At 52.2% G+C, this 26,349-nt stretch carries 26 protein-coding genes, 3 pseudogenes and 1 other annotated feature; of the genes and pseudogenes, 27 read left to right on the plus strand and 2 right to left on the minus strand.

Annotated elements, in window-relative coordinates; genetic code table 11:
* From purM to HMPREF3168_RS07940, 6 genes and pseudogenes are all read left to right on the plus strand, one after another.
* Positions 1-1,035: a phosphoribosylformylglycinamidine cyclo-ligase gene (gene purM, locus HMPREF3168_RS07915; RefSeq protein WP_070489536.1), complete on the plus strand. Its 1,035-nt coding sequence runs from the start codon at positions 1-3 to the stop codon at positions 1,033-1,035.
* A gap of 8 nt (positions 1,036-1,043) precedes the next feature.
* Entirely contained in the window at positions 1,044-1,625 is a 582-nt protein-coding gene (gene purN / locus HMPREF3168_RS07920; RefSeq protein ID WP_070489490.1) for a phosphoribosylglycinamide formyltransferase, read from the plus strand.
* Positions 1,626-3,167, plus strand: coding sequence for a bifunctional phosphoribosylaminoimidazolecarboxamide formyltransferase/IMP cyclohydrolase (gene purH, locus HMPREF3168_RS07925; protein ID WP_070489492.1), 1,542 nt, complete (start codon positions 1,626-1,628; stop codon positions 3,165-3,167).
* A 16-nt stretch (positions 3,168-3,183) separates the two neighbouring features.
* The gene (purD, locus tag HMPREF3168_RS07930; protein ID WP_070489495.1) at positions 3,184-4,449 is read left to right on the plus strand and encodes a phosphoribosylamine--glycine ligase; all 1,266 of its coding nucleotides are present in this window, start codon (positions 3,184-3,186) and stop codon (positions 4,447-4,449) included.
* A gap of 12 nt (positions 4,450-4,461) precedes the next feature.
* A pseudogene (locus HMPREF3168_RS07935) lies at positions 4,462-4,875 on the plus strand (ABC transporter ATP-binding protein); the annotation flags it as partial.
* A 122-nt stretch (positions 4,876-4,997) separates the two neighbouring features.
* Positions 4,998-5,705: pseudogene (locus tag HMPREF3168_RS07940) on the plus strand (PLP-dependent aspartate aminotransferase family protein); the annotation flags it as partial.
* Positions 5,706-5,746: 41 nt separating this feature from the next.
* On the opposite strand, the gene HMPREF3168_RS07945 reads toward HMPREF3168_RS07940, so the two are convergent.
* On the minus strand, positions 5,747-6,103 hold the full coding sequence (locus HMPREF3168_RS07945; protein ID WP_013439856.1) for an arsenate reductase family protein: 357 nt from the start codon (positions 6,101-6,103) through the stop codon (positions 5,747-5,749).
* Positions 6,104-6,250: 147 nt separating this feature from the next.
* Positions 6,251-6,327 (plus strand) — a sequence feature (ribosomal protein L21 leader region).
* A 16-nt stretch (positions 6,328-6,343) separates the two neighbouring features.
* On the opposite strand from HMPREF3168_RS07945, the gene rplU reads away from it, so the two are divergent.
* From rplU to HMPREF3168_RS10790, 13 genes and pseudogenes are all read left to right on the plus strand, one after another.
* On the plus strand, positions 6,344-6,655 hold the full coding sequence (rplU, locus tag HMPREF3168_RS07950) for a 50S ribosomal protein L21 (protein WP_003618434.1): 312 nt from the start codon (positions 6,344-6,346) through the stop codon (positions 6,653-6,655).
* Between the two features lie 15 nt (positions 6,656-6,670).
* Positions 6,671-6,970 (plus strand): 50S ribosomal protein L27, encoded by a 300-nt coding sequence (rpmA, locus tag HMPREF3168_RS07955; RefSeq protein WP_002879309.1) that lies wholly within the window; start codon positions 6,671-6,673, stop codon positions 6,968-6,970.
* Positions 6,971-7,114: 144 nt separating this feature from the next.
* Positions 7,115-8,221, plus strand: a complete 1,107-nt coding sequence (locus tag HMPREF3168_RS07960; RefSeq protein ID WP_070489497.1) for a M24 family metallopeptidase — start codon at positions 7,115-7,117, stop codon at positions 8,219-8,221.
* A gap of 69 nt (positions 8,222-8,290) precedes the next feature.
* Positions 8,291-8,857, plus strand: coding sequence for an elongation factor P (gene efp, locus HMPREF3168_RS07965; protein ID WP_050952606.1), 567 nt, complete (start codon positions 8,291-8,293; stop codon positions 8,855-8,857).
* A gap of 19 nt (positions 8,858-8,876) precedes the next feature.
* On the plus strand, positions 8,877-9,311 hold the full coding sequence (locus HMPREF3168_RS07970) for an Asp23/Gls24 family envelope stress response protein (RefSeq protein ID WP_004560645.1): 435 nt from the start codon (positions 8,877-8,879) through the stop codon (positions 9,309-9,311).
* Complete coding sequence (nusB, locus tag HMPREF3168_RS07975; RefSeq protein ID WP_002879679.1) at positions 9,311-9,709, plus strand: transcription antitermination factor NusB; 399 nt, start codon at positions 9,311-9,313, stop codon at positions 9,707-9,709. Before HMPREF3168_RS07970 ends, nusB begins: the two co-directional genes overlap by 1 nt.
* A gap of 46 nt (positions 9,710-9,755) precedes the next feature.
* Positions 9,756-10,607: a bifunctional methylenetetrahydrofolate dehydrogenase/methenyltetrahydrofolate cyclohydrolase gene (locus HMPREF3168_RS07980; protein WP_070489499.1), complete on the plus strand. Its 852-nt coding sequence runs from the start codon at positions 9,756-9,758 to the stop codon at positions 10,605-10,607.
* Positions 10,594-11,964, plus strand: a complete 1,371-nt coding sequence (gene xseA, locus HMPREF3168_RS07985) for an exodeoxyribonuclease VII large subunit (RefSeq protein ID WP_070489501.1) — start codon at positions 10,594-10,596, stop codon at positions 11,962-11,964. The genes HMPREF3168_RS07980 and xseA overlap by 14 nt, the downstream gene beginning before the upstream one ends.
* Positions 11,957-12,196 carry an exodeoxyribonuclease VII small subunit gene (locus HMPREF3168_RS07990; RefSeq protein ID WP_002879682.1) on the plus strand — a complete coding sequence of 80 codons (240 nt, stop codon included), beginning with the start codon at positions 11,957-11,959 and terminating at the stop codon, positions 12,194-12,196. The genes xseA and HMPREF3168_RS07990 overlap by 8 nt, the downstream gene beginning before the upstream one ends.
* Before the next feature lie 4 nt (positions 12,197-12,200).
* A complete protein-coding gene (locus tag HMPREF3168_RS07995; RefSeq protein ID WP_070489503.1) occupies positions 12,201-13,064 on the plus strand; it encodes a polyprenyl synthetase family protein in 864 nt (287 codons plus the stop codon).
* Positions 13,064-13,879, plus strand: coding sequence for a TlyA family RNA methyltransferase (locus HMPREF3168_RS08000; protein WP_002879684.1), 816 nt, complete (start codon positions 13,064-13,066; stop codon positions 13,877-13,879). The genes HMPREF3168_RS07995 and HMPREF3168_RS08000 overlap by 1 nt, the downstream gene beginning before the upstream one ends.
* Positions 13,880-13,900: 21 nt before the next feature.
* Positions 13,901-15,589, plus strand: a complete 1,689-nt coding sequence (recN, locus tag HMPREF3168_RS08005; protein WP_070489505.1) for a DNA repair protein RecN — start codon at positions 13,901-13,903, stop codon at positions 15,587-15,589.
* Positions 15,590-15,800: 211 nt separating this feature from the next.
* Positions 15,801-16,493, plus strand: a pseudogene (locus HMPREF3168_RS10790) (peptide ABC transporter substrate-binding protein); the annotation flags it as partial.
* Between the two features lie 152 nt (positions 16,494-16,645).
* Here the strand turns inward: HMPREF3168_RS10790 and HMPREF3168_RS08020 are convergent.
* Positions 16,646-16,951, minus strand: a complete 306-nt coding sequence (locus tag HMPREF3168_RS08020; RefSeq protein ID WP_070489513.1) for a hypothetical protein — start codon at positions 16,949-16,951, stop codon at positions 16,646-16,648.
* Positions 16,952-17,124: 173 nt separating this feature from the next.
* Between HMPREF3168_RS08020 and gmk the strand changes: the two genes are divergently transcribed.
* The 8 genes from gmk to rsgA all read left to right on the plus strand — a co-directional run bounded on the left by gmk (position 17,125) and on the right by rsgA (position 26,323).
* Positions 17,125-17,739 (plus strand): guanylate kinase, encoded by a 615-nt coding sequence (gene gmk / locus HMPREF3168_RS08025; protein WP_070489515.1) that lies wholly within the window; start codon positions 17,125-17,127, stop codon positions 17,737-17,739.
* Position 17,740: 1 nt separating this feature from the next.
* Positions 17,741-17,962, plus strand: coding sequence for a DNA-directed RNA polymerase subunit omega (gene rpoZ, locus HMPREF3168_RS08030; RefSeq protein WP_070489517.1), 222 nt, complete (start codon positions 17,741-17,743; stop codon positions 17,960-17,962).
* A gap of 62 nt (positions 17,963-18,024) precedes the next feature.
* Positions 18,025-20,406 (plus strand): primosomal protein N', encoded by a 2,382-nt coding sequence (priA, locus tag HMPREF3168_RS08035; RefSeq protein ID WP_070489519.1) that lies wholly within the window; start codon positions 18,025-18,027, stop codon positions 20,404-20,406.
* Positions 20,407-20,418: 12 nt separating this feature from the next.
* Positions 20,419-21,366 (plus strand): methionyl-tRNA formyltransferase, encoded by a 948-nt coding sequence (fmt, locus tag HMPREF3168_RS08040; protein WP_070489522.1) that lies wholly within the window; start codon positions 20,419-20,421, stop codon positions 21,364-21,366.
* A complete protein-coding gene (rsmB, locus tag HMPREF3168_RS08045; RefSeq protein WP_070489523.1) occupies positions 21,356-22,672 on the plus strand; it encodes a 16S rRNA (cytosine(967)-C(5))-methyltransferase RsmB in 1,317 nt (438 codons plus the stop codon). The genes fmt and rsmB overlap by 11 nt, the downstream gene beginning before the upstream one ends.
* Positions 22,673-22,677: 5 nt before the next feature.
* A complete protein-coding gene (locus tag HMPREF3168_RS08050) occupies positions 22,678-23,433 on the plus strand; it encodes a Stp1/IreP family PP2C-type Ser/Thr phosphatase (RefSeq protein WP_050952595.1) in 756 nt (251 codons plus the stop codon).
* Positions 23,423-25,429: a Stk1 family PASTA domain-containing Ser/Thr kinase gene (gene pknB, locus HMPREF3168_RS08055; protein WP_070489525.1), complete on the plus strand. Its 2,007-nt coding sequence runs from the start codon at positions 23,423-23,425 to the stop codon at positions 25,427-25,429. The genes HMPREF3168_RS08050 and pknB overlap by 11 nt, the downstream gene beginning before the upstream one ends.
* A complete protein-coding gene (rsgA, locus tag HMPREF3168_RS08060; RefSeq protein WP_016396451.1) occupies positions 25,430-26,323 on the plus strand; it encodes a ribosome small subunit-dependent GTPase A in 894 nt (297 codons plus the stop codon).
* Positions 26,324-26,349: the final 26 nt, after the last annotated feature.

Below are 26,349 nucleotides of genomic sequence, written 5' to 3' on the forward strand. Positions count from 1 at the left end.
GTGAATCGCTATAAGGATGCAGGCGTTGACGTTAATGCTGGCTATGAACTGGTGCGCCGGATCAAGGGGGCGGTAGCCTCAACCAAGCGGCCAGGCTACGTGGGCAATATTGGCGGCTTTGGCGGTCTGTTTGACCTTGATTCCCTGGGCTATGACCACCCGGTCCTGGTTTCCGGGACTGACGGGGTCGGCACCAAGCTGATGATCGCCCAAAAGATGGACAAGAATGACACCGTTGGGATCGATGTAGTGGCCATGTGCGTTAACGACGTCCTGGCTCAAGGGGCTGAACCGCTCTTTTTCCTGGACTACATTGCCTGCGGGCACAACGATCCAGCCCTCCTGGCTTCAGTTGTCCAAGGCGTGGCTGAAGGCTGCAAGCAGGCTGGGGCCAGCTTGATCGGCGGGGAAACCGCAGAAATGCCTGACATGTACGCCCCAGACGAATACGATCTGGCCGGCTTTACAGTTGGGGTAGCGGAAAAAGACCGCCTTTTGTCAGTTGACACTCCGCAAGCTGGTGACGTTCTCTTGGGCCTGGCTTCAAGTGGGGTCCACTCCAATGGCTTTTCATTGGTCCGCAAGATCCTCTTTAAGGACCATGATGTCAAGCTGACTGACAAGCCAGCTGAACTGAAGGGCAAGAGCGTGGGTGAAAGCCTGCTGGCTCCAACCAGAATCTACATCAAGTCTGTCCTGCCCTTGATCAAGCAAGGGCTGGTTCACGGCGTGGCCCACATTACCGGGGGCGGCCTCATCGAAAACGTGCCGCGGATGTTCAATGACGGCTTGCGGGCAGAAATTGCCGCTGGCAGCTGGGAAGTCCCGGACATCTTCAACTACCTCAAGCAAGTCGGCAATTTGTCAGATGATGACTGCTGGCAGACCTTCAACATGGGTTTGGGGATGATCCTGGCAGTACCGGCTGACAAGAAAGAAGAAGCCAAGCAGCTGCTTTTGGCAAGTGGCGAAAAGGTCTTTGAAGTTGGCCACTTGAGTGAGAGAACTGACGGCGAGAAGATCATTATTAAATAGGTAGAATAATGAAAGTAGCAATTTTTGCATCCGGCAACGGAACTAACTATGAAGTTCTGGCCGAACATTTTCAAAAGGGCGACCTACCCGGCGACCTTGCCCTGCTCTTTTGTGACCACCCGGACGCTCCGGTGATCAAGCGGGCAGAAAAATTCCACACACCGGTAGTGACTTTTACGGTCAAGTCCTGCGGCGGCAAGCAAAAGTACGAAGAAAAGATCCTTCAAGTCTTAAAGGACTACCAAATCGACTTTATTGCCCTGGCTGGCTACATGCGGGTGATCGGGCCAACGATTTTGAGCGAATATGAAGGCAGAATCGTCAACCTTCACCCGGCTTATTTGCCGGCTTACCCAGGCCTGCACTCAATTGAACGGGCCTTTGCCGACCACCCGGCTGAAACCGGGGTAACGGTTCACTATATCGACTCTGGCCTGGACTCTGGTCCGGCCATTGCCCAAAAGCACGTGCCGATCTATGACGACGACACGGTTGATACTCTGGAAGCAAGAATTCACGAATGTGAACACCACCTGTATCCGGAAGCCTTGAGAACAGCTTTGCTGAAATTTGATGAGGAGAACAAATAAATGAAGTGTGCACTTGTAAGTGTTTCAGACAAGACCAACTTGGTTCCTTTCGTCAAGGGCCTGGTGGCCAATGATTACGAAATCGTGTCAACTGGCGGTACCAAGCGCGTTTTGGATGAAGCCGGCATCCCAACTATTTCAGTTGAAGATGTGACTGGCTTTCCGGAAATTCTTGACGGCCGGGTCAAGACCTTGAACCCCTACATCCATGGCGGCCTCCTGGCCCGGCGGGAATTGCCGGAACACGTGGCAACTTTGAAGGAACACAAGATTACGCCAATCGACTTGGTTTGCGTTAACCTCTACCCATTCAAGCAGACCATTGAAAAGCCTGACGTGACCCTGGCTGAAGCTATCGAAAACATTGACATCGGTGGCCCAAGCATGGTGCGGTCAGCTTCCAAGAACTACCGCGATGTAACGATCGTGGTTGACCAGGCTGACTACGACCAGGTTTTGGCTGAAATTGAAAAAGACGGCTCTACCAGCCTGGAGACCAGGGCCCGCTTAGCGGCTAAGGCCTTCCGCCTGACTGCTTCATATGATGCCTTGATTTCCCAATACCTGACTGAAAAGGCCGGCGAAACTGCTCCGGAAAAGCTGACTTTAACTTACGACTTAAAGGAAGCCATGCGCTACGGGGAAAACAGCCACCAAAAGGCCTGGCTCTATGAAGATGCCCTGCCAAAGGCCTTCTCAGTTTTGCAGGCTGAACAATTAAACGGCAAGCAGCTGTCTTACAACAATATCAAGGATGCTGACGAAGCCTTGAGATGCGTCCGCGAATTCAGCAAGCCAACTGCCGTGGCCATGAAGCATATGAACCCATGCGGGATCGGCCAGGGGAATACTTTAGAAGAAGCCTGGGACCGGGCTTACGCTGCTGACCCTGTATCAATTTTTGGCGGGGTAATTGCCTTGAACCGTAAGGTTGACCTGGCAACTGCTGAAAAGATGCACAAGATCTTCCTGGAAATCATCATCGCACCAGACTACGATGATGATGCTTTGGCAGCCTTGAAGGCCAAGAAGAAGAACCTCCGGATCCTTAAGCTGGACTTCAGCAAGAAGGACGAAGCAACCAGCAAGGAAACTGTATCCGTCATGGGCGGTTTGCTGGTGCAAGACCAGGATGTTCTGGACGAAGACTTCGCTGACTGGGAATGCGTAACTGAAGCCAAGCCAACGCAAGAGCAGCTGGAAAGTCTCCTCTTTGCCTGGAAGGCAGTCAAGCACACCAAGTCCAACGCGATCGTTGTCGCTAACAATGAACGCACCCTGGGTGTTGGGGCCGGCCAGCCAAACCGGATCGACTCTGAAAAGATTGCCATCGACCACGCGGCAGAAGCCCTGGACGACCGGGCAGTCATCGCCAGCGATGCCTTCTTCCCGTTCAGCGACTGCGTTGAATACGCCGGTAAGCACGGCATCAAGGCCATCGTACAGCCAGGCGGGTCTGTTCGTGACCAAGAATCCATCGACATGGCCAACAAGTACGGCATTGCCATGGTCTTCACTGGCGTCCGTCACTTTAGACACTAAAAGGGCTGATAAAAAAATGAAAGACAAGCTGAAAATTTTAGTAGTTGGTTCTGGCGGCCGGGAATTCGCCGTCGCCCGCGCTTTGAAGAAGAGCCCGCACGTTGCAGAAGTCTTCTGCGCGCCGGGCAACTCCGGCATGGCCGCGATCGGCGTTAAAGCTACCGGTATTGCAGAAGACGACTTCAAGGCCTTGAAGGACTTTGCTATTAAGGAAGACATTGCCTGGACCTTTGTGGGTCCGGAAGATGCCTTGGTAGCCGGGATTGTTGACTACTTCCATGCTTTTGACTTGAAGATCTTCGGGCCTAATGCCAGAGCAGCCCAATTGGAAGGGTCAAAAGACTATGCTCTGCAGTTCATGGAAAAGTACCAGGTGCCGCACCCGCGTTATGAAACCTTCCAGAGTGCAGAAACTGCCATTAGTGCCTTGCCAGACTTTGGCTTGCCAGTCGTTTTGAAAGAAGACGGCCTGGCCGGCGGGAAAGGCGTGATCATCGCTGAAGACCAGGAAACGGCGGAAAGTACTTTGACCGAAATGTTTGCCAAGGGGCAAAAGCAGGTAGTTCTTGAAGAATTTCTGACTGGCCCGGAATACTCCGTCTTTGCCGTTATGCAGGGGGGCAATTACCGCCTCCTGCCTCTGGCTCAGGACCACAAGCGGGCCTATGACGGCGACAAGGGGCCGAACACCGGCGGGATGGGGTCATACAGCCCGGTTCCGCAATTGAGCCAGGCTGAATACCAGGAAATCGTTGACCAGTTGGTTGAACCGACGGCCAAGGGTCTGCTGGCTGGCGGCTATGACTACCACGGCGTTTTGTACCTGGGCCTCATGATGACTAAGCAGGGGCCGAAAATGATCGAATACAATGTTCGCCTGGGTGACCCGGAAACGGAAGTTGTTTTGCCGCGCTTGAAGAGCGACTTTGCGGAACTGGTTGCTGCCTGCGTAAATGATGAGGAAATGCCAGCCGTTGAAGAAAAGGATGAGGCAGTCCTTGGCGTCATTTTGGCCGCTGAAGGCTATCCGAAGAAGCCACTTAAGGGGCAAAAACTGGGCCAATTGCCAGCTGAAGATGGCATTTTCATTGACTGTGCCAACGTAACCGGCCCGGCTGCTGATTTGGCCGGCAGCGGCGGCCGGATCTTGATGGTCCGGGCTGAGGCAGCTGACTTAAAAGAAGCCCAAGAACACGTTTATGCCTACCTGGCCAAGCTGGATATCCCGCAGACATTCTACCGGCGTGATATCGGCTACCGGGCAACCGGCAAGCGCTTTTAAAGCTGGAAAAAGGAGCTGGGCGCTTACCTCCGAAAGGACAAGGACGGGGTGGAAAAGGACATGGAAGCCATGTTCAAACGCTTCCCGATCTTGAAGGAACGGCAAAAACAAGACGCCGCAACTCTTTCCGGCGGGGAACAGCAGATGCTGGCCATGGCCCGGGCCTTGATGGCGCGGCCGAAGCTGCTCTTGCTGGATGAACCATCCATGGGTTTGGCGCCAATCTACATCCAGGAAATTTTTGACATTATTAAAAGCATTAACAAGGAAGGCATGACTGTCCTCTTGATTGAACAAAACGCCTGGCAGGCCCTCAGCATTGCCAACCAGGGCTACGTTTTGGCCTCAGGCGAAGTTAAGATGACCGGCAGCGGGCAGGACCTGCTCAACGACCCGGCCGTGCAAAAGGCCTACCTTGGTGGTTAAAAAGAATAACCTTCGAAAGCGGGAAACTGCTTTCGAAGGTTATTTTTTTCTTCATTTCCTATCTGCTAGGAAAAGGCTGATCCTTCGGGTATAATTAGTTTTAGATTAAGAAAACAGTTAATTTGGAAAATTTGCTGGGGCTTTTGACGCCAAAGACCAAGCTTGTTTGGCTGGAAACCCCGTCCAACCCGATGATGAAGAGCGTAGACATCCAGGCCGTGGCTGATGCTATTCATGACTATAATCCTGATATCCTGGTGGCCGTTGACAATACTTAAAAGTCGCTGACCCAAGGGGCAGACGTGGTCATTCACTCAGCCACCAAGTACCTGGGCGGGCACAACGACATTTTAGGCGGGGTCGTGGTGGTCAAGGATCCGGTTTTGGCCGATTTTTACTTCCAGTACACCATTACGGTTGGCGACACTATGTTCGCCTTTGACAGCTGGCTTTTGAACAGAAGCTTGAAGACTCTTCCTTTAAGAATGCAGCAGCACACGGCCAGCGCGAAAAAGATCGTTTCTTTCCTGGAGCAGGCGCCGCACGTGGAAAAAGTCCTCTACCCGGGCAAGGCGGGGATGATCTCCTTTTATTTGGACAGCGACGAAGAAGTCGACCGGGTTCTCAAGAGCGTCAAGCTGATTACTTTCGCGGAAAGCTTGGGCGGGCCAGAAAGCCTCTTGACCATTCCTTACTACCAGACCCATGACGATGTTGCAGAAGACCAGCGTCTCAGGCTGGGAATTACGCCGCGGCTTTTGCGGCTCTCAGTGGGCCTGGAAAACGCGGACGACTTGATTGCCGACCTGGCCCAGGCCTTGGGGGAATAAAAGCAAAAAAACAAGTTCCAGAAGCCGGAACTTGTTTTTGCTTATTTCCAGGTCTGCTCGTAGACCTCTTCTTTAAAGCCGCAGGTTAAGTGCTGGTCATCAACGACCAGGGGGCGCTTGATCAGCTTGCCATCTTTAGACAAGAGATCAGCGGCTTCCTCTATAGTCATATTTGGCAACTTGTCTTTCAGGCCCATTTGCCGGTAGTGCTGGCCGCTGGTGTTGAAAAAGTAGCGCAGGCCGCGGTCCTGGTACTTGGTCAGCCAGGACAAGAGCAGGTCTTTTTCCGGCGGAGTCTCCACCAGGTCCTGGAAGTCATAGCTGATGCCTTTGTCGTCAAACCACTTCTGGGCCTTCCGGGAAGTGGAGCAGCGCTTGTATCCATAGAATTTTGGCATGTTTTTCCCTCGATTTCTTCCTTACTAAATTATCTCTTTTGAGTTTAACGCAAAAAATGTGGCAAAAACAGGAATTTGCCTGGCAAAAGACTTGAGCAAGGCGGGCAAAGCGTGCTATACTAACAGAGTTGCAATTTGAGTGATACCTCGATTCTGCAACCGCGCAGATAAGGTTGACAAGCCTGCTTTGGGCAGCACCTTTGATGGCGAGTCTAAGTAATTTTATACGGAGGTGTACTAATGTACGCAGTTATTAAGACCGGTGGCAAGCAATACAAGGTTGCCGAAGGCGAAAGTATCTTCGTTGAAAAGCTTGACGTACAAGCTGGCGAAGAAGTTGTTTTTGACCAAGTTATCCTGGTAGCTAATGGTGACGACGTTAAGGTTGGTACTCCATTAGTTGAAGGTGCTAAGGTAGTTGCTAGTGTTGACAAGCAAGGCAAGGAAAAGAAGGTTGTAACTTTCAAGTACAAGCCAAAGAAGCACTCACATTCTAAGTACGGTCACCGTCAACCTTACACCAAGGTTACTGTTAAGAGCATCGAAGCTTAGTAAGAGGTGAACACTATGATGATGAACATTCTTTCAAACGCAAAGTTACTCGCCCACCACAAGGGTGGTGGTTCAACTACCAACGGTCGTAACTCAGCTGGTCGTCGTTTGGGCGCAAAGCGTGCCGACGGTCAAGAAGTACACGCTGGCTCAATCATCTACCGTCAACGTGGTACTAAGATCCACCCAGGCAAGAACGTTGGCCGCGGTGGCGACGACACTTTGTTCGCACTGACTAACGGTGTTGTTAAGTTCGAACGTCTTGGCAAGTACAAGAAGCAAGTTTCTGTTTTGCCAGTAGAAGACGCTGAATAATCAAGCCGGCAAAGGAGCAGACAGCCCAGCTGCCTGCTTTTTTCTTGCCCTTTTTCCGGGGAAAGCATGTTTAAGCCCTTGATCTTTTGTATAATAAAAGCATCATGAATAAAAGCTTAAAAGCTGCAGAAAAGGATGGTGCTTATGAGCAAGAACAATGAATTGTTAAGTCTGTTGACCAGACGGATCAAGGAAACTGCTGACTTGATCAAGGACAAGGACGCGGATGCCCTCTTGGTTTTCAACCGGGCAAACTACCGCTATCTGACTAATTTTACCGGTGAAGAAGCCCAGCTGATCATTACCAAAAACGGCGACCGGGTGCTTCTGTCAGACTCCCGCTTTGCCCCGCAAATTGAAGCCCAGGCAGTGGGTAAACTGAAGGTAGTCATGAAGCATGGCCACGAAGCGGCCGAAATCGCGGCAGAAGTCAAGAAGCTGGGGGTCAAGAAACTCTTAGTCGAAGCAGAATTTGTTTCTGCTTATGAATATGACGCGATCAAATCCCAGCTGCCAGATGTTGACCTGGTGATGGCTGCTGAAATCGTTGAACGGGTCCGCAATGTCAAGGATGACCTGGAACTGGCCACTCTTAAAAAGGCTGTTGAAATCTCAGAAAGAGCCTTTGAAGAAGTTCTGCCAATGCTTAAGCCAGGTGCCAAGGAAAGAGACGTGGGCGCCAAGCTCGACTACCTCTTCAAGCTCTACGGCGGCGACGGCCCGGGCTATGACTCAATTATCGCTTCTGGTCCCCGTTCTTCCTGGGCCCACGGGGTGGCCAGCGACCGCTTGATGCAAGAGCACGAACTGGTCGTAATTGACGCGGCCGCTTCATATAACGGCTACACCGCCGACATTACCAGAACCTACGCTTTGGGCAGCGTGGAAGACGAACTGGAAAAGATCTACAAGATCGTTCTGGAAGCACAAAAGCGGGGGATTGCCGCCGCTGTTGCCGGGGCAACTGGCAAGGACGTTGACCAGGCAGCCCGGGGCTACATCAATGACGCCGGCTACGGGCAATACTTCGGCCATGGGATTGGCCACGGGATCGGCCTGGAAATCCATGAAATGTGTCAGCCGGAATTTTTGTTCAGCCAGACGACCCTGGAAAACGGGATCGTGCACACGGTTGAACCAGGCATCTACCTGCCGCAAGGCGGGGTCCGGATCGAAGATGATATTCTGGTTAATGGCGACACTCCGGAAGTTTTGTCCACTTTGCCAAAGGACGAACTCATTCACCTGTAAGATTATTTTTATGGTAAAATTTAGTGTTTATTGGTACAATTTAAGATGTAGAAATGGGGGATTTACCAGATGACAATGATTTCTGTTAACGAATTCAAGAACGGCCTCACGATCGAATACAGCAACGACCTGTGGCGTATCGTTGAATTCCAGCACGTTAAGCCAGGTAAGGGCAGTGCCTTCGTTCGTTCAAAGCTGAAGAGCTTGCGGACTGGCGCCGTTCAAGAATACACTTTCCGTTCAACTGCCAAGGTTGAAACGGCTGACATTCAAACCCGGCAAATGCAATACCTTTACAACGACGGTTCGAGCTATGTCTTCATGGACACGGCAACTTACGAGCAATTGGAAGTGCCGAACGCTCAGATCGACCAGGAAGCCAAGTACTTGAAGGAAAACATGATTGTGAACATTATTTCCCACAATGGTGAAACCTTGGGTCTGGACCTGCCAAACACGGTTGACCTGGAAGTCGTTGAAACCGAACCAGGCATCCGCGGCGATACCTCATCAGGTGGTGGTAAGCCAGCTACGATGGAAACCGGTTTGGTTGTCACTGTGCCATTCTTTATCAATGTTGGTGACGTGCTGACGATCAATACTAGTGACGGTTCATACGTATCACGTTCTAAGTAGTAATTTTCGAGGTGGAAAAATGGCTGATAATTCAACAATCGTTTTAAGCGGCAATGATGAGGGCGATCAAATCAAGATCGACCTGCAGGTACTCGAAGTCATTCTGGGCATTTCAGCTCAGAAGGTCGACGGTGTTGCCGGGATGCGCGGTGGCTTGAAGTCAGGCTTGAGCCGTGTCTTTGGCCGCGAGGATCGGGGCAAGGGAGTTGCCGTCTCAGTTGATGAAGACGGCGAACTGACGGCTGACGTTTACGTATATCTCAAGTACGGCGTCAACGTGCCAGCTGTTGCGGGCAAGATTCAAGAAGCTCTGAAGCAGCAGCTGACTCAGATGACGGATATGAATTTGAAGTCCATTGATGTTCATGTCGTTGGTCTCGTCTTCCCTGAAGATGAAAAGAACTTTGAAGATGCTGATCAACCATTATTCCCCGATCAAGAAGAAGATAAGTAATGAATCAACACGATAGTCGAAGAATTGCACTGCAAGCCATTTATCTGTACAACCAGGATCCCAGCGTGACGGCCAGTGAATTGGAAAACAATGTCAAGTCCGCTTTGGACTTGGATACTTTGCCGGCCTACAGCCAGGAACTGGTCAGCGGCGTGATCGACAAGCAGGCTGAACTGCGTGACAAGCTTTCCGCCAACTTGAAGCAAGGCTGGCGCTTGGAGCGGCTGAGCAAGACCAGCTTGGCGATTTTGGAAGTAGCCCTGTATGAAATGCTGTACAGCCCGGTTATTGAAGACCGGTCAGCCATCAACGAGGCTTTGAACTTGTGTGACGAGTTTGATGATCCGAAGTCAAAGGCCTTCATCAATGGCATATTGGCAAACTTTGTGCAAGAATAATCTTTAAGCCGGCATTTCGCCGGCTTTTTTTCTTAAGGAGGCAGTTTTGGGAGAAATTTTAGACGGGAAGAAGCTGGCCCGGGAATTAGGGGAAAAGTTAGGCAGTGAAGTGGCTTCCTTAAAAGAGCATGGGGTCAGTCCCAAGCTCTGCGTCATCAATATTGGCGATGATCCGGCCAGCAAGGTCTATGTCGCCTCCAAGAAGCGGAAGGCTGAGAAGCTGGGCATCAAGCAGGTAGTTTATCAATTGCCGGCTGATGAAAGCGAAGAGGATGTCTTAAAGTTGATCGACAGCTTGAACGCGGACCCGGAAGTTTCCAGCCTGATGGTCCAGTTACCGGTTCCCCCGCAGATTAATGCTGACCGGGTCATTGAAAGGATCGATCCGGAGAAGGACGTTGACTGCCTGACTCCGGCCAATATCGGCCGCCTCTGGCAGGGCAAGCACTTTGTCGAACCAGCTACGGCTGCCGGCATCATTGCCCTTTTGGACCACTACCAAATTGACTTGACTGGCAAGAACGCCGTGATTGTCGGCCGGTCAAACATTGTCGGCAAGCCCCTGGCTGCCTTGATGCTGGAAAGAAACGCTTCTGTCTCAATCCTGCACTCCCGCAGCCGGAACTTGGCTGACTTGACCAAGCAGGCCGACATCCTGGTCTGCGCGGTCGGCAAGGCGGAAATGATCAAGGCGGACATGGTTAAAAAAGGGGCGGTCGTGATTGATGTAGGCATCAACCGGGTGGACGGCTACCTGGTCGGTGACGTTGATTTTGCCCCCGTTAAAGAAAAGGCCAGCTGGATCACGCCTGTGCCTGGCGGGGTTGGCCCTTTGACGGTAGAGTTTTTAATGGAAGAAGTCATCAAATTGACGAGGAGACAGCATGGACTCGACTAATGGGACGGACGAAAAGTACTTGACTGTCAGTGAATTAAATTGGTATGTTAAGCAGAAATTTGACCGGGATCCCTACCTGCGGCAAATTTTTCTCCAAGGGGAATTGTCGAATTTCCGCTTCCGGAGAGGTGGTCACCAGTACTTTTCTTTAAAAGACGACAAGTCTAAAATCAATGTGGTGATGTTCCGCGGAGACTTTGACAAGGTTAAGTTCGAGCCGGAAGAAGGGATGAAGGTCTACGTGACCGGCCGCTTGTCAACTTATGAAGCCCAGGGCAGCTACCAGTTTTATGCCAAAAGCATGGAACCGGCCGGCCTTGGTGCCTTGTATGAACGCTTTAGGCAGCTGCAGGAGAAGCTGGCTAAAGAAGGCCTCTTTGCCCAAGAGCATAAGCGCCCTCTGCCCCTTTTTCCAGATAAGATCGCTGTTGTGACTTCAGCCTCCGGGGCGGTCATCCACGACATCATGGTAACGGCTAACCGCCGCTTCCCGCACGCTGAAATTGACCTTTTCCCAGCCCAGGTGCAAGGGGAAAGCGCAGCTGGCAGCTTGGTTTCTGCTATGCAGCAGATCCAAGCCCGGGCAGATGAATATGACGTGCTCATTATCGGCCGGGGGGGCGGATCTTTAGAAGACCTGTGGCCTTTTAACGAAGAAGAAGTGGTCCGCCAGGTTTATGCCATGAAGATGCCGGTGATTTCATCAGTTGGTCACGAAACAGATACCACCCTCTGTGACCTGGCAGCTGACTGCCGGGCGGCTACGCCAACGGCAGCCGCTGAAATGGCGACGCCGGCCCTGACCCTGGTCCTGGCTGAAATTGGCCAGCTGCAGACCCGGCTTTTGACCGACATCCGGGCCGTGATCCAGGTCCGGGCCCAGGCCCTGGCCCAGCTGGAGAATTCTTTTATCATGAAAGAGCCCCAGCGCCTCTATGAGCAGAAGATGCAGCAGGTCGACCAATTGTCCCAGCAGCTGAGCCGGATGATGGAAGTAATTGTCAAAGACCAGGGGCAAAAGCTCAGCCTTTTGACCCAGCGCCTCCAGCACCAGGCCCCAGACCGGAGAATCAAGCAGCTTAAGCAGGAAAACAGCTACCTGGCCAAGAGCCTGGAAATGGGGATCAAGCGGATTCTGGAACAAAAGCAGGCTGCCTGCCGGCAGGCCGTCCAGCAGCTGGACGACTACAGTCCTTTAAAGACCCTGGCCCGGGGCTACAGCTACACGACTGACGCGAGCGGCAACGTGGTCAAGTCAGTTCAGCAATTGGCTCCAGGCGACCAGGTTCGCCTGCACTTAAAGGATGGCCAGGCCATCGGCCGGATTGAAGAGATTAAGGAAGAAAAGAATGACTGAGAAGAACAATTTTGAAAGCCAGCTCAAGGAGCTGCAGGAAATCGTTGGCCAGCTGGAAAATGGCCAGTTGTCACTGGAAGAATCATTGGCCCAGTTCCAGACCGGAGTCAAGCTGAGCCGGGAATTGAAGCAGGAATTGACCAAGGCCGAAAACACCGTGGCCAAGTTGATCGAGTCTGATGGCAGCGAGAAGGAACTTGATCCAACCGATGCTTCAGCACCAAAGGAATAAAGCCATGACAATTTTTAAAGAATTTCAAGCTAAGTACACGCCAATCATCAATGATTTTTTAGAAGGACAATTGGCAAAAGAAAGCGATGACCCCCGTTTTGCTGAAATCATGGCTTATTCAGTTATGGCTGGGGGCAAGCGCCTGCGGCCTTTGCTCTTTTTGGCAACTTTAGACGCCTTGGGCGTTGAGATCACCGAAAAAGAAGTCCAGGCCGCCTGCGGGATTGAACTGATCCATACCTATTCTTTGATCCACGATGACCTGCCGGCCATGGACAATGACGATTACCGGCGGGGGGAATTGACCAGCCACAAGAAATGGGGCGAAGCTGAAGCTATTTTGGCCGGGGATGCTCTCCAGCCTTTAGGTATCCAGTGGATCGCCCAGGCTGAACATAACTGGAAGCTGGTCGAGATCATTACTGAAGCTGTGGGTCCAAAGGGGATGGTGGCTGGCCAATATCTGGACATCGACACCACCAACAATGAAGACAGCAGTGAAGAAGTGATTGACCACATGGAATGGCTGAAGACCGGCTGCTTGATTTTGGCCAGCGTTCAGATGGCCACGGCATTAGCTGCTTGCCCTGACCAGCAGGCCCAAAAGTACCTGGCCTTCGCCAAGCACTTTGGTCGCTCTTACCAGCTCTATGACGACCTTGTAGACATCGTTGAAAGCCAGGAAGAAGCGGGCAAGGCGACCCATAAGGACCAGGAAGTGGGCAAGAACAACAGCTTGACCATGCTGGGGGCAGAGGCAACCAGAAATGAACTCAAGCAGCTGATTGAAAAGGGCAAGGCTGACCTGGCCGGGGAAAAGGCAGAAGTTTTGCTGGGCTTTTTGGATTTGTATCAGAAGGTACTGTAATGGCAAGTAAAGAACGCGCGGACGTATTATTGGCCGCCAAGGGAATTTTTAACTCCAGGACTCAGGCCCAAAGAGCCATCATGGCGGGTCTTGTAACTGACCACAACCACCAGCGGATCGATAAGGCCGGGGAGAAGTTTCCCGTTGACGAGGAATTTTTCATTAAAAAGGATAAGCTCAAGTATGTTTCCCGGGGCGGTTTCAAATTGGAAAAGGCGGTCAAGGTCTGGAACATTGACTTAAAAGACAAGGTCTGCCTGGATATCGGGGCTTCAACTGGTGGCTTTACCGACGTGGCCCTGCAAAATGGGGCCAAGCTGGTCTATGCCTTGGACGTGGGCTATAACCAACTGGCCTGGCAGCTGCGGGATGACCCCCGGGTGGTGGTGATGGAGCGGCAGAACTTCCGCTACTCGGTTCCCGCCGACTTTACCGAAGGCCTGCCGGACTTCGCCATGACCGACGTGTCGTTTATCTCCCTGGACTTGATCATGCCGCCGATGTATGAAATCTTAAAAGACCAGGGGGATGCCGTCTGCTTGATCAAGCCTCAGTTTGAGGCCGGTCCGGAAAATGTCGGCAAGCACGGGATCGTCCGGGACCACGCGGTTCACCAGGCAGTGATCGAGCACACTATGGCCAAGGCCCTGGAAATTGGCTTTTCCATTTTGGGCGTTGACTATTCACCAATCAAGGGCGGCAAGGGGAATATTGAATTTTTGCTTCACTTGAAGAAGGACCAGGCAAATCCAGGGCAGAATCTCTGGTCCGGCTCAGTCAGCGAGCTGGTTGACCGGGCTGCCCAGGGTCTGTAGAAAGGATGCTGTGGGACGCTTATGCTTGTCGAATTGGATATCCAGAATTTCGCTATCATTAAGAGTCTGAAAATCAAGTTTCAGCCGCAAATGACAGTCCTGATCGGGGAAACCGGGGCCGGCAAGTCCATCTTGATCGATGCTTTGTCACTTTTGCTGGGCCACCGGGCCCAAAAAGAAATGGTCCGGTCTGGCCAGAGCAAGGCAGTGGTGACGGGCCTTTTTACCCTGCAAGATGAGGAAATGCGGGAAGTTGAACAAATCGCGGCTGACTACGGCCTGCCGATGGACGGTGATGACCTGATCATCAGCCGGGAGATTTCCAGCAAGGGCCGGAACGTCATCCGGATCAACGGGCAACTGACCACCATCACCGCTTTGGCAAAAATTGGTGAGTACCTGGTCGACATCCATGGCCAAAACGACCAGCAGATGCTGATGGACCAAAGCCGGCAGATTGACCTGGTCGATGAATACGCAGGCAAGGACTTCAAGCCCCTTTTAGGCAAGTACCAGGCTGAATACCGGACCTGGCAAAGCCTTAACCAGCGCCTGGAGCACCTGCGCCGGGACAGCCGGGAACTGGCCCAGCGCCAGGACATCCTCCAGTTCCAGGTCGAAGAGTTGACTCAAGCGGATTTGACGGATGAGCAGGAAGACCAGAACTTGGAAGACGAGTTCAACAAGCTGAACAATTACCAGAAGATTGCTGAATCCGCCAACTTCATGATCCAGCTTTTTGACGATGACGAGCATGGCTTAACCAGCCTGCTGGGGGATGCCCAAGGAGCGGCAGAAGATTTGGCCGACCTGGACAAGGACTTCAAGAATGTGGCCCAGTCCATTACTGACGGGGTATATTCGCTGAGCGATGCCCGCTCAGAACTGGGCGACATCATGGACAGCTTGGAATTTGATGAAGAACGCTACCAGTACGTGCAAAACCGCCTGGACCTCTTGAATAACTTGAAGAAGAAGTATGGACCAAGCCTGGCAGACGTTTTTGACTTCTATGCAAAAGTCTCCAAGGAGCTCAGCCAGTTTGAAACTGGTGGCCTTGACGAAGAAGAACTGGTCAAGCAGATAGCTGCTGTTGAAGAAAAAATGTCAGTCATGGCGGCTGACCTCCACCAGGCCAGAGAATCTACCGCCTTGAAGCTGGAAGAAGCGATCAAGCGTGAACTGGCTGACCTGTACATGGACAAAGCCCGTTTCTCCATCCGCTTCGCCAAGACTGATAATTTCACGGTCAAGGGGACTGATGACCTGGCCTTCTACATCGCACCAAACCCAGGCGAAGAGCTGATGCCGCTGGTCAAGATCGTTTCCGGCGGGGAACAGTCCCGGCTGATCCTGGCCCTAAAGGCTATCTTCTCCCGGGTTGAGCCGGTTGGCACCATGGTCTTTGATGAAATTGACACCGGGGTTTCCGGCCGGGTGGCAGCGGCCATCGGCAAGAAGATGCACGCGATTGCCGGCCAAAAGCAGGTTATCGCCATCACCCACTCCCCGCAGGTAGCGGCCAGCGCCGACCACCGCTTTGCCATCGCCAAGCAGGTTGCAGCCGGTGAGACCTTTACCCAGGTCAAGGAACTTGATGAAGACAGCAGCATCAAGATGATCGCCCAGATGATGGCCGGAGCTAATGTCAGCGAAGCTGCTGAGCAAAACGCGGCCGACCTGATTGCCAGTCAGCAGAAACAAGATTAGAAAATAATTATCAAAAAATAACTCTCTTGCCAGAAGGCAGGAGAGTTTTTTGCATGCGCATGGGAAGAATACGCAATTTCTGCTTTAATTGCAGGTGAAAAGCGTCGACAATGGATAATTGCTGTTTTAATTTAAGTTTAAACATACTCCCAGAAAATATAATGTATTTCTGGACCAGTGTAAAAATCTGCAAGAAAGAGAGGGCGAAAAAATGAGACCGATTAAGAATAAAGCGCCGCTGGCTCTGGCGGCCTTGTCAATGATTATGCTGACGGCTTGCGGCAAATCCAATAGCCAGGCCAGCAAGAAGCAGGAATTTTTCTGGTCGACTTCAGCTGAAATTTCGACCATTGACATATCCAAGGCCAGTGATACTGTCAGCTTTGACCAATTGCGGAACACAATGGAAGCCTTGTACCGGACCGGGAAAAATGGCAAGTTGATGCCGGCCCTGGCCACCAGCAGCACGGTTTCCAAGGACGGCAAGACCTATACCTTTACTTTGCGCAAGTCCAAGTGGAGTGATGGCAGTCCGGTCACGGCCAAGGACTTTGTCTATTCCTGGTGAAGAACGGTCAACCCTAAGACGGCTTCAGAATATGCCTACTTGTTTGACGGCATCAAGAATGCCACGGCTATTACTGCCGGCAAGAAGCCTTTATCCAGCCTGGGCGTGAAAGCAGAAGGCGACTACAAGCTGGTCGTGACTTTGGACCGGCGGATTCCTTACTTCAAGAACTTGATGGCTTTCGCCCTCTTCTTCCCGCAGGCAGAAAAGGCGGTCAAGAAGTACGGGTCCAACTACGGGACGGCTTCAAAGTACATGCTTTATAACTGGCCGTATATGCAAAAGGGCTGGACGGGGTCCAACCTGTCTTGGAAGATGGTCAAGAATAAGTACTATCTCAACTGCTTACTTGATCAGACCGGAAATCAATAATGTCTACAACGACAACCTCGGCGGCTGGCAGTTCAAGTACGCCAGCGTGAAATAACGAAAAGCGTAAGAGAACATAACTGCAAAAAGAGTCTGGAAAAGCCAGGCTCTTTTTTGCTTTAAGGCAGCTCAACTGTTAAAATGTCATTAATGTCAAGCAAGTAAAAAATCTTGTTGTCGGCATCGCGGAAAACGAAGCGGCTGGGTGAAATCCGCTTGGTGATCTTGCCAACCCGCCAGCTGCCGTCATTTAAGGTGACCAGGAGATACTGCCTCTTCAAGAAGGCCAGCTGCAATTTAGCTAAGTTAACTGCCAGGCTGTCGCCGCGGAGGGTGAGCCGGTCTTCGTCATAAGCAAAGAGATAGCGAAAGGCCTTCTTAAGGGGCTGAGCGGCTCGGCTGGCAAAGTTTTGAAATTTGGACATGGTGAATACTCCTTTAAGTAAATCATTTTCGAACGCCTGTTTGTAAGCATATTATACGAACGAACATTCGAAAAAGCAAGCCCCTTTTTTAAAAAAGCTTTTTTCGGCCTTAAGACTTGATCAGAAGGCGCTTATGGTCCAAAATAGAATTACTAGTCAAAAAAGGAGCTATCATGGCAGATAAAGGATTACTGTTGGTTTTGTCCGGCCCGTCCGGGGTGGGCAAGGGAACCGTCAAAAGCGCAATTGTTGAACACAAGGTCTTCCCCTTCGAATACTCAGTCTCAATGACTACCCGCAAGCCCCGTGAAGGCGAAGTGAACGGGAAAGACTACTACTTCGTGACCAGGGAAGAATTCAAGCAGGCGATTGCTGACAATCAGCTGCTGGAATACAACGAATACGTCGGCAACCTTTATGGGACCCCTTTGGGCCCGGTCAAGGAAATGCTGGCTGCCGGCAAGGACGTCTTGCTGGAAATCGATGTCAACGGGGCCAGAACGGTTCGCCAACAAATGCCAGATGGCGTCTTTATTTTCTTGACGCCGCCTGACCTGCACACTTTAAGAGACCGGCTGGAACACCGGGGCACGGAATCCGAAGACGTGATCCGGGGCAGAATTACCCAAGCGCGCAAGGAAATTCTGGTGATGCAGGACTATGATTACGCGGTAGTCAACGACACTGTCGCCAACGCCGTCAACCACATTAAAGCAATCGTTGACGCTGAACACGTCAGCGTCAAGCGCGTGATCGACGATTATCGGAAAATGGTTAAGGAGGACTAAGATGAGAATTACCTATCCATCAATTGACAAGCTGCTAGATGAAGTTGATTCAAGATACTCACTGTCAGTTTTGGCTGCCAAGCGGGCTGGTGAACTGGAAGCCGGCAAGCCGGGCGCTTTGGACACCTACCACAACTTGAAGCCGGTCGGCCAGGCATTGGAAGAAATTGCTGCCGGCAAGATAACGATTGACGCTGACCCTCACGGTGAAGCCAACGAATAATCCTTGAAGAGGAGCGGACCAGAAGCCCGCTCCTCTTTTAGCGTAAAGGAAGGGAGAAGGACTTGATCGCAGAAGTTATTGTCGATGTGGCCGCCCACCAGACTGACCGCGTTTTTGAATACCATATCCCTGATGACCTGGAAGTTGAAATTGGCAGCCGGGTAGTGGTGCCTTTTGGCCGCCGCAAGGTCCAGGGCTTTGTCGTCGCCGTGAAAAAAAGCAGCGACTTTACCGGCCAGTTAAAGGACCTGCTCTTAGTGGTCGATGAAATGCCGCCTTTGACTCCCGAGCTGGTCGCCCTGTCCAGCGACCTGGCCCGGCAGATTTTTGCCTACCGGATCAGTATCCTCAAGACCATGCTACCGGGGGTAATGCGGGCCAATTACCGGAAAATCCTCCTGCCAAACAGCCCGCGGGCAGAGCAAATGCCTCTTTTTGCGGGAGACCCGGTGGATTTGGCCAACTTAGAAGAGCCGCGTCTGATCAAGCTGGTCAAGCAGCTCCTGAATAAGGGGGAGGCCAGGATAGAATACCTGGTTGAAAATAAGGCGAAAAAGAAGCTGGTTTCAGTCTACTATCCGCTTCTGTCGGCCGCTGACTACCAGGAGATTTTTTTAGAAACTAGAAAAACGGCCAGCCAGCAAAGAAAATTGCTGGCTGATTTGGCCGGGGACTTTGCGGCTTATCCTAAAAGCCGGGAAGAATTGACCGGTCTGGGCATCAGTTCAGCAACTTTAAAAACGGCGGTCAGCAAGAAATGGCTGCAGGAAAAAGACCAGGAAAAATACCGTCGGCCAACCAAGCCGGTTGCTCCCAGCCGGCCTTTAGACCTAAATGACGAGCAGGCCGCGGCCTTGAGCCGGGTCAGTCAGGACATCAAGGGCCGGGTCAGCCAGACCTTTCTTTTAGAAGGAGTGACAGGGTCCGGGAAAACCGAAGTCTACCTGCAGGCGATCAGCCAGGCCCTGGCCTTGGGCAGGACAGCCTTGATGCTGGTGCCGGAAATTTCCCTAACCCCCCAGATGGTCAAGCAGGTCCAGGCCCGCTTTGGCCAGCAGGTGGCGGTTTTACACTCGGCCTTGTCGGAAGGTGAGCGCTATGACGAATGGCGCAGGATCCGCCGGGGGCAGGCCCAGGTGGTCGTAGGCGCTAGAAGCGCGGTTTTTGCCCCCTTGGACAATTTAGGCCTCATCATTATCGATGAAGAGCATGAAGGCTCCTACAAGCAGGACAACAATCCCCGCTACCATGCCCGGGACGTGGCAATTTGGCGGTCCCGCTACCACCACTGTCCCTTGATTTTGGGTAGCGCGACGCCGTCTTTGGCCAGCCGGGCCCGGGCCCAAAAGGGGGTCTACCAGCTTTTGCGCTTAAAAAAGCGGGCCAAGAGCCAGCCTTTACCGCGAGTCGACCTGCTTGACTTAAAGCACGTGCAGTTTGCCGGCAGCCAGTTTGACATCTCCTGTCCATTGGCTGAGGCGATTCAAAAGCGGCTGGAGAAAAAAGAGCAGGTAATCCTGCTTTTAAACCGGCGGGGCTTTGCCAACTTCATGCTCTGCCGCAATTGCGGCTTTGTTTTAAAGTGCCCTAACTGTGACTTGTCCTTGACCATGCATAAGGACACTTGGACTATGCAGTGCCACTATTGCGGCTACCAAGAAGCTGTTCCGGAGATTTGTCCCAACTGCCGGGACCGGCAGATCCGCTTTTTGGGGACGGGGACGCAGAAGGTGCAAGAAGAGCTGGCTGAGCTTTTTCCGCAAGCTAAAATCCTCCGCATGGACGTGGACACGACCCGGAGGAAGGGCAGCTATGACAAGATTTTGACCAGTTTTGGCCAAGGAGAAGCCGACATCTTGCTGGGCACGCAGATGATCGCCAAGGGCCTGGACTTCCCTAATGTAACTTTGGTTGGGGTAATCAATGCCGACACTGGTTTATGGCTGCCCGACTACAACGCTTCTGAGCGGACTTTTGAGCTGCTCACGCAAGTAGCTGGCCGGGCAGGGCGGGCCGACAAGGAAGGGCAGGTCATGATCCAGACTTATAATCCGGACCACTACGCTATCCACCTGGCGCAAAAGCAGGACTATGAGCTTTTTTACGCTAAAGAAATGCGGGTCCGCCATGCCAGCGACTACCCGCCTTACTTTTACACGGTCCTGGTCTCCGTTTCAGCCAAAAATGAGCAAAACGCGGCCCGGGAGGCTTTTAAAATCAAACGGCAATTGCAGAGGGAATTGCGGGCGCCGACTATTATCTTAGGGCCGGCTCCGGCAACGATCAGCCGCTTAAAGAGCCAGTATTATTACCAAATACTGGTAAAATATAAAAGAGAAAAACACTTAAATGAGCTCCTGCACCAGATCCAGGACCAGGCCCAGGAAGTGAAAAAGTACGGCTTGACTGTTGAGATCGATTCAGAGCCAGAGAGAATTATGTAAAGGAATAAAAACGTGAATTCAGTAATCTTTTTAGGAACGCCGCAATTCGGCGCTATAGTTTTGGAAGGCCTGATCAAGGCCGGTTATCATATTTTGGCCGTGGTCACCCAGCCGGACAAGAAGGTTGGCCGCAAGCAAAAGGTCGTTTACTCCCCGGTCAAGGAAGTGGCTTTGGCCAACGACTTGCCTTTATACCAGCCAGTCCGCCTGTCCAAGTCAGCTGAACTTGACGAATTGCTGCAGCTTGACGCTGATTTCATCATCACCGCGGCCTTTGGCCAGTTTTTGCCGACCAAATTCCTGAAGTCCGCTAAGATCGCGGCTGTTAACGTGCACGGATCCCTTTTGCCGAAATACCGGGGCGGGGCACCGATCCAGTATGCGGTCAGAAACGGGGATGCGGAAACCGGGGTCACCATCATGGAAATGGTCAAGGAAATGGACGCCGGCGACATGTATGCCCAGGCCAGCCTGCCGATCAGACCAGATGAGACCAGCGGGGAAGTCTTCGAAGAACTGGCTCCGCTTGGCCGGGACCTGCTTTTGGAAACTCTGCCAAAGATTGCCAGTGGCGAAATTGTCAAAAAGCCGCAGGATCCAAGCCAGGTAGTCTTTTCCCCAACCATCAGCAAGGCTGAAGAAAGAATTTCCTTGAAATTGACGGCCAAGGAGGCCAAGGACTTGATCCGGGCCCTCAATCCGGACCCAGGCGCCTACCTGGTCATCAAGGGCCAGCGCTTAAAGGTTTGGAAGGCAGAAGTGGCTGACGACAACACCAGTCTGCCAGCTGGCCACCTTTTGACCAACCAGGACCGCTTTGCTATCAGCTTTGCCGGCAACACGGTCTTGAACCTGCTTGAAGTCCAGCCAAATGGCAAGAAGGCCATGGCCATCAAGGACTTTTTGAATGGGCAGGGGAAGAAGTTTGCAGCAGGAGAAAAGATCGTAGATGAAGACTAACGCCCGCACCGTGGCCCTAGACACCTTGATGAAGGTGATTAACCAGGGCTCATATTCAAATATCAGCTTAAACCACGCGTTAAAGGCGGCTAAGCTGCCGGGTGAAGAGAGCCGGCTGGCCACCAACCTGGTCTATGGGACCATCCAATACCAGCTTTACCTGGAATACCAGCTCAAGGACCTGGTCAAGGCCCGGCTGAGAGAGCCATATATCAAGCCCCTTTTATTGATGTCGGCCTACCAGATCTTCTTTTTAGACAAGGTACCAAACCGGGCAGTCTTAGACGAGGCCAACAAGCTGGCTAAGGCCTATGGCCGGCCAAAATCTAGCGGCTACCGCCTGGTTAACGGGATTTTGCGCTCGCTTTTACGGCGAGGAGAGGTCCTGCCGGAAAAAGACGCGCCAGACTATCTCAGCGTCAAGTGCAGCATGCCCCTTTGGCTGAGCGACTATTTCGTAGCCAACTGGGGCAAGAGCAGGGCAGAAAAAATCATGGCCAGCTTCAACAGCAAGGCGAAAAACGAAATCCGGATTTCGGCTTTGGCTGATGAAAAGCGGGTCGTCCGGGACCTGGACCGGACCCATTTTGCCCCTCAGGAGTCGCCTTTGGCCAGCCGCAGCTATGCCTTAAGCCGGGGCGGGATCGTGATGACCGACTTTTTCAAAGATGGTGAAGTGACGGTGCAAGACGAAGCAGCCAGCCTGGTGGCAGAAGCCTTTGACTTTAAGGGAAATGAGCAGGCCCTTGATGCCTGCAGCGCCCCAGGCGGCAAGACCATTCAAATAGCTGAGCAATTGCCTGACGGGCAAGTGACTGCTCTGGATATCCATGAAAAGAAATTGCGTCTGGTCAAGGAAAATGCCGCCAGAATGCGGGTTGCTGACCGGGTCAAGGTCAAAGCTTTGGACGCGCGGAAGGCAAGGGAGTATTTTTCCGGGCAAGAATTTGATAAGATATTGATAGACGCACCATGTTCCGGTCTGGGACTGCTGCGCCGCAAGCCGGAAATCCGCTACACGAAAACAGCGGAAGACATCAGCCATTTGGCTGAAATCCAACTGGACATTTTGAACGAAGTATCCGGCTTGCTGAAAAAGGGCGGGGAGTTAGTCTACTCCACCTGCTCAATCTCTGTAGAAGAAAACGAAGAAAACGTGCGGAAATTTTTAGCCGCGCATCCAGATTTTGCATTGAAACCATTTGAAACGGCCAAGATCTCCGCGCCCAAGGGGATGCTGAAGATCTTGCCCGACAGCTACAACAGTGATGGATTTTTCATTGCCAAGTTTACGACAAGAGGTTAGTACTTGTGATTAAAACGGCATTTGCTTCAAGTATTGGTAGAGTTAGAGAGAGCAATCAAGACTTCGTGCAGATTTTTCAGAATCGCGTTGGGGTAACCATGGCCATCGTCTGCGATGGGATGGGGGGCCACCAGGGCGGCGACGTTGCTTCCACGATGGCAGTCAGCCACCTGGGCCACAATTTCGCTAACACCGACCTGCACGACAAGAATCTGGCCAGAAAATGGCTGGACGTCCAGCTGCGCTCAGAAAACGAAACGATTCTGAAGGCCGCAGACCGCTTCCCGGACTTGAACGGGATGGGCACGACGATTGTCCTGGCCATGTTCTTTGACCAGGAAGTCTTGATTGCCCACCTGGGTGACTCCCGGGCCTACAGCTACTCTGAAGGGAATTTCCGCCAGATCACTGAAGACCACTCTTTAGTCAATGAACTGGTCAAGATGGGGCAGATCACCAAAGAACAGGCGAAGACCCACCCGCAGAAAAATATCATTACGCAAGCCTTAGGCGTTTCAAGCACTATTGATCCGGAATATAATGAACTTGAAATGAAGACTGATGACGTGCTCCTTCTCTGCACTGACGGCTTGACCAATTCCCTATCGGATCCTTTGATTCAACAGGTTTTGGCGACCAAGGGCCTGAACCTGCAGGAGAGGTGCAACAAGTTGGTCAATGAAGCCAATCGTCTGGGCGGCGGCGACAATATTACCGTCTGCCTGGCCGTAAATGAGGAGGATGGCGCGAGTGATCAATAAAGGTTATTTGCTTGGAGACCGTTACCGGATCGTCGACACCCTGGGTGAAGGCGGAATGGCCAACGTCTACCTGGCTGATGACATAATTTTGAAGAGACAGGTCGCCGTTAAAATTATTCGCCTTGATTTGCAGAAGGACTCCCAGGTTCTGGCCCGCTTTCAAAGAGAGGCCCTGGCCACTAGTGAACTGAGCCACCCTAATATTGTCTCTGTTTTTGACGTGGGGACCGACCATGGCCTGCCATATATGGTCATGGAATACGTGAAGGGACCTGACTTAAAGGACTATATCCGGGAAAACAGCCCGATTCCCCTCCCGCAGGTCATCAAGATCATGGACCAGATTTTGTCAGCGATGGAACTGGCCCACAAGCACAATGTGATTCACCGCGATTTGAAGCCGCAGAATATTTTGATGGATGAAAAAGGCAACATCAAAATTGCTGACTTCGGTATCGCGGTCGCCTTGAACCAAAGCGCGATCACCCAGACCAACTCGGTCCTGGGTTCGGTGCACTATATGTCTCCTGAGCAGACCCGGGGCGGGATGGTCACCAAGCAGTCTGACATCTATTCTTTGGGGATCATCCTGTATGAGGCCTTGACTGGCCATGTGCCTTTTAATGGGGAAACGCCGGTGGCAATTGCCCTCAAGCATGCTGAAGACGATATTCCGTCCCTTAGAAAGCAAAACAAGGCCATTCCCCAGGCCCTGGAAAACGTTGTTTTAAAAGCGACGGCCAAGGATCCGCGGGACCGGTATGCTTCCGTGGCTGAAATGAAGGCAGACCTGGACTCCAGTCTGGATCCGAGCCGGGCAGGCGAAGCAATTTACCGGCCAAGCCACGGCAATAATGATGAAACTAAGATCCTGCCAGCCTTGAACGGCAAGGTCATGCAGGCTGAGAAGGCCAAGGAAGGCAAGGCTGAAGAGCCAAAGAAGCGGTCTTTCTGGGCTAGTATCAAGAAATATAAGTGGTGGTGGATTGGGTCATTATTCCCGGTTTTTGCCATCCTGCTCTTCATGTTTTTGGCAGTTGGCCATAACAATGTCCGGGTGCCGGACGTCGTGAACATGACGGAGAAGGCAGCCAAGACTTCTTTGAAGAGCTCGGGCCTGGCAGTAGGCGCTGTTAAGCGGACTTACTCCAGCGATGTTAAAAAAGGCAAGGTGATTTCGACCACGCCGAAGGCCAACAGTCCCGTTGACAAGGGGGAAAAGGTCAACCTGCTGGTGTCTAAGGGACCAAACTTGACCAAGGTGCCCGATGTTGAGGGCCTTTATTTGTCGATCGCCAAAAAGAAGCTGAACAAGTTGGGCTTCAAGGTCAAGAGCCGGAAGGCGCCATCAAATGAGTACCTGCCAGGCTTGATCATTTCCCAAAGCGTCAAGGCCGGCCGCAAGGTAGATGCCTCTAAGACAACGATCACTTTGGTGGTGGCCGTGGCTTTAGAAGACCAGCCTAAGCCTTCAAGCTCCTCCAGCAGCAAGAAGGCAACTTTTAAACTGGCCGATCTGACGGGCAAGAGCCTGGAAGACGCCCAGTCTTACGCCAAGAGCAAGAAGCTCAGCGTCAAGGTTGAGAAGGACTACTCGGACAGCGTGGACAGCGGTGACGTGATTTCCACTGATCCTGCCGCTGGCAGCGAGGTCTCTGAGGGTGATACTTTGACGATTACGGTCTCCAAGGGGGCTGAGAAGAAAGAGGTCAAGAAGACCTTCACGGTTGACTACCAGGCTGCAGAGAGCTCATCAAGCTTAAGTGAGTCAAGCTCCAGCTCTTCCCCCAGCCAGGGCAACCATGTCCGGATTTATATCCAGGATGACGACCACAGTCTCGGCAATATTTACCGGGACCTTTACATCACCAAGGACACGGACTTTACGATCACTTTTTCTGTTACTAAGGGTGACGGTAAGATCAAGATTGTCCGTGATGACCAAACTGTAGTTGATGAGACGATTTCAGCAGATGACAGTGAAAGCGGGAATTAAATGGCAGAAATAGTACAAGGAACGGTAGTTTCTTTAATTGCCGGCTACTACGACGTGCAAACGCCGGCAGGAGTCGTGCGGACCAGGGCCCGGGGCGTTTTCCGCAAGAACCGGGAGAAGCCCCAGGTCGGTGACAGCGTGCAGGTCAAGCTGGATGAACAGGGCTTGGCTTATTTGGTGAAGATTCTGCCCCGGAAGAACCGGATCGGCCGGCCGGCGGTGGCTAATGTCGATCACGTGCTTTTGGTCATTTCGGCAGTTGAACCAGATTTCTCCACCGCTCTCCTGGACCGCTTCCTGGTCTTTTTTGCCTGGCAGGGAGTAGAGGTAACGATCTACCTGTCAAAGAGCGACCTGCTGGAAAAGGAAAAATTGGCAGAAATTGAAAGCCAGCTGGCTTACTACCAAAAGATCGGCTACCGGGTTTACCTGGACAGGGAAAGCCTAGCAGCAGAACTTCCCAAGCAGATCGGGGAAAGCGAGATCTGGACTCTGGCTGGCCAGTCAGGGGCGGGGAAGTCAACTTTGCTGAACTTTATCAAGGAAGACGCGGGCCAGGCGACGGGCGCGATCTCAACCAGCTTGAACCGGGGAAAACATACAACCCGGACGGTTACCCTTTTCAAATTAGGGGAAGGCTTTTTAGCAGACACGCCAGGCTTTTCGGCAATTGATCTGACGCCGATCAAACTGAATGAACTGTGTACGTATTTTAAGGAATTTAAGGCCTTGAGTACGGGCTGCAAGTTCCGGGGCTGCCAGCACCTGCATGAACCGAAGTGCGCGGTCAAGGACCAGCTGGCTCTAGGTGAAATCGCTGCTTTCCGCTATGATGACTATCTGGCCATGCGGACGGAAATCGAGGAAGGCCGGATGCCGGAATATTTGAAGTGATGAAATAAGTTAGGGTAGGGTGTTTT

The organism is Lactobacillus sp. HMSC08B12, assembly GCF_001808415.1.
GTDB classification, from domain to species: domain Bacteria; phylum Bacillota; class Bacilli; order Lactobacillales; family Lactobacillaceae; genus Lactobacillus; species Lactobacillus delbrueckii.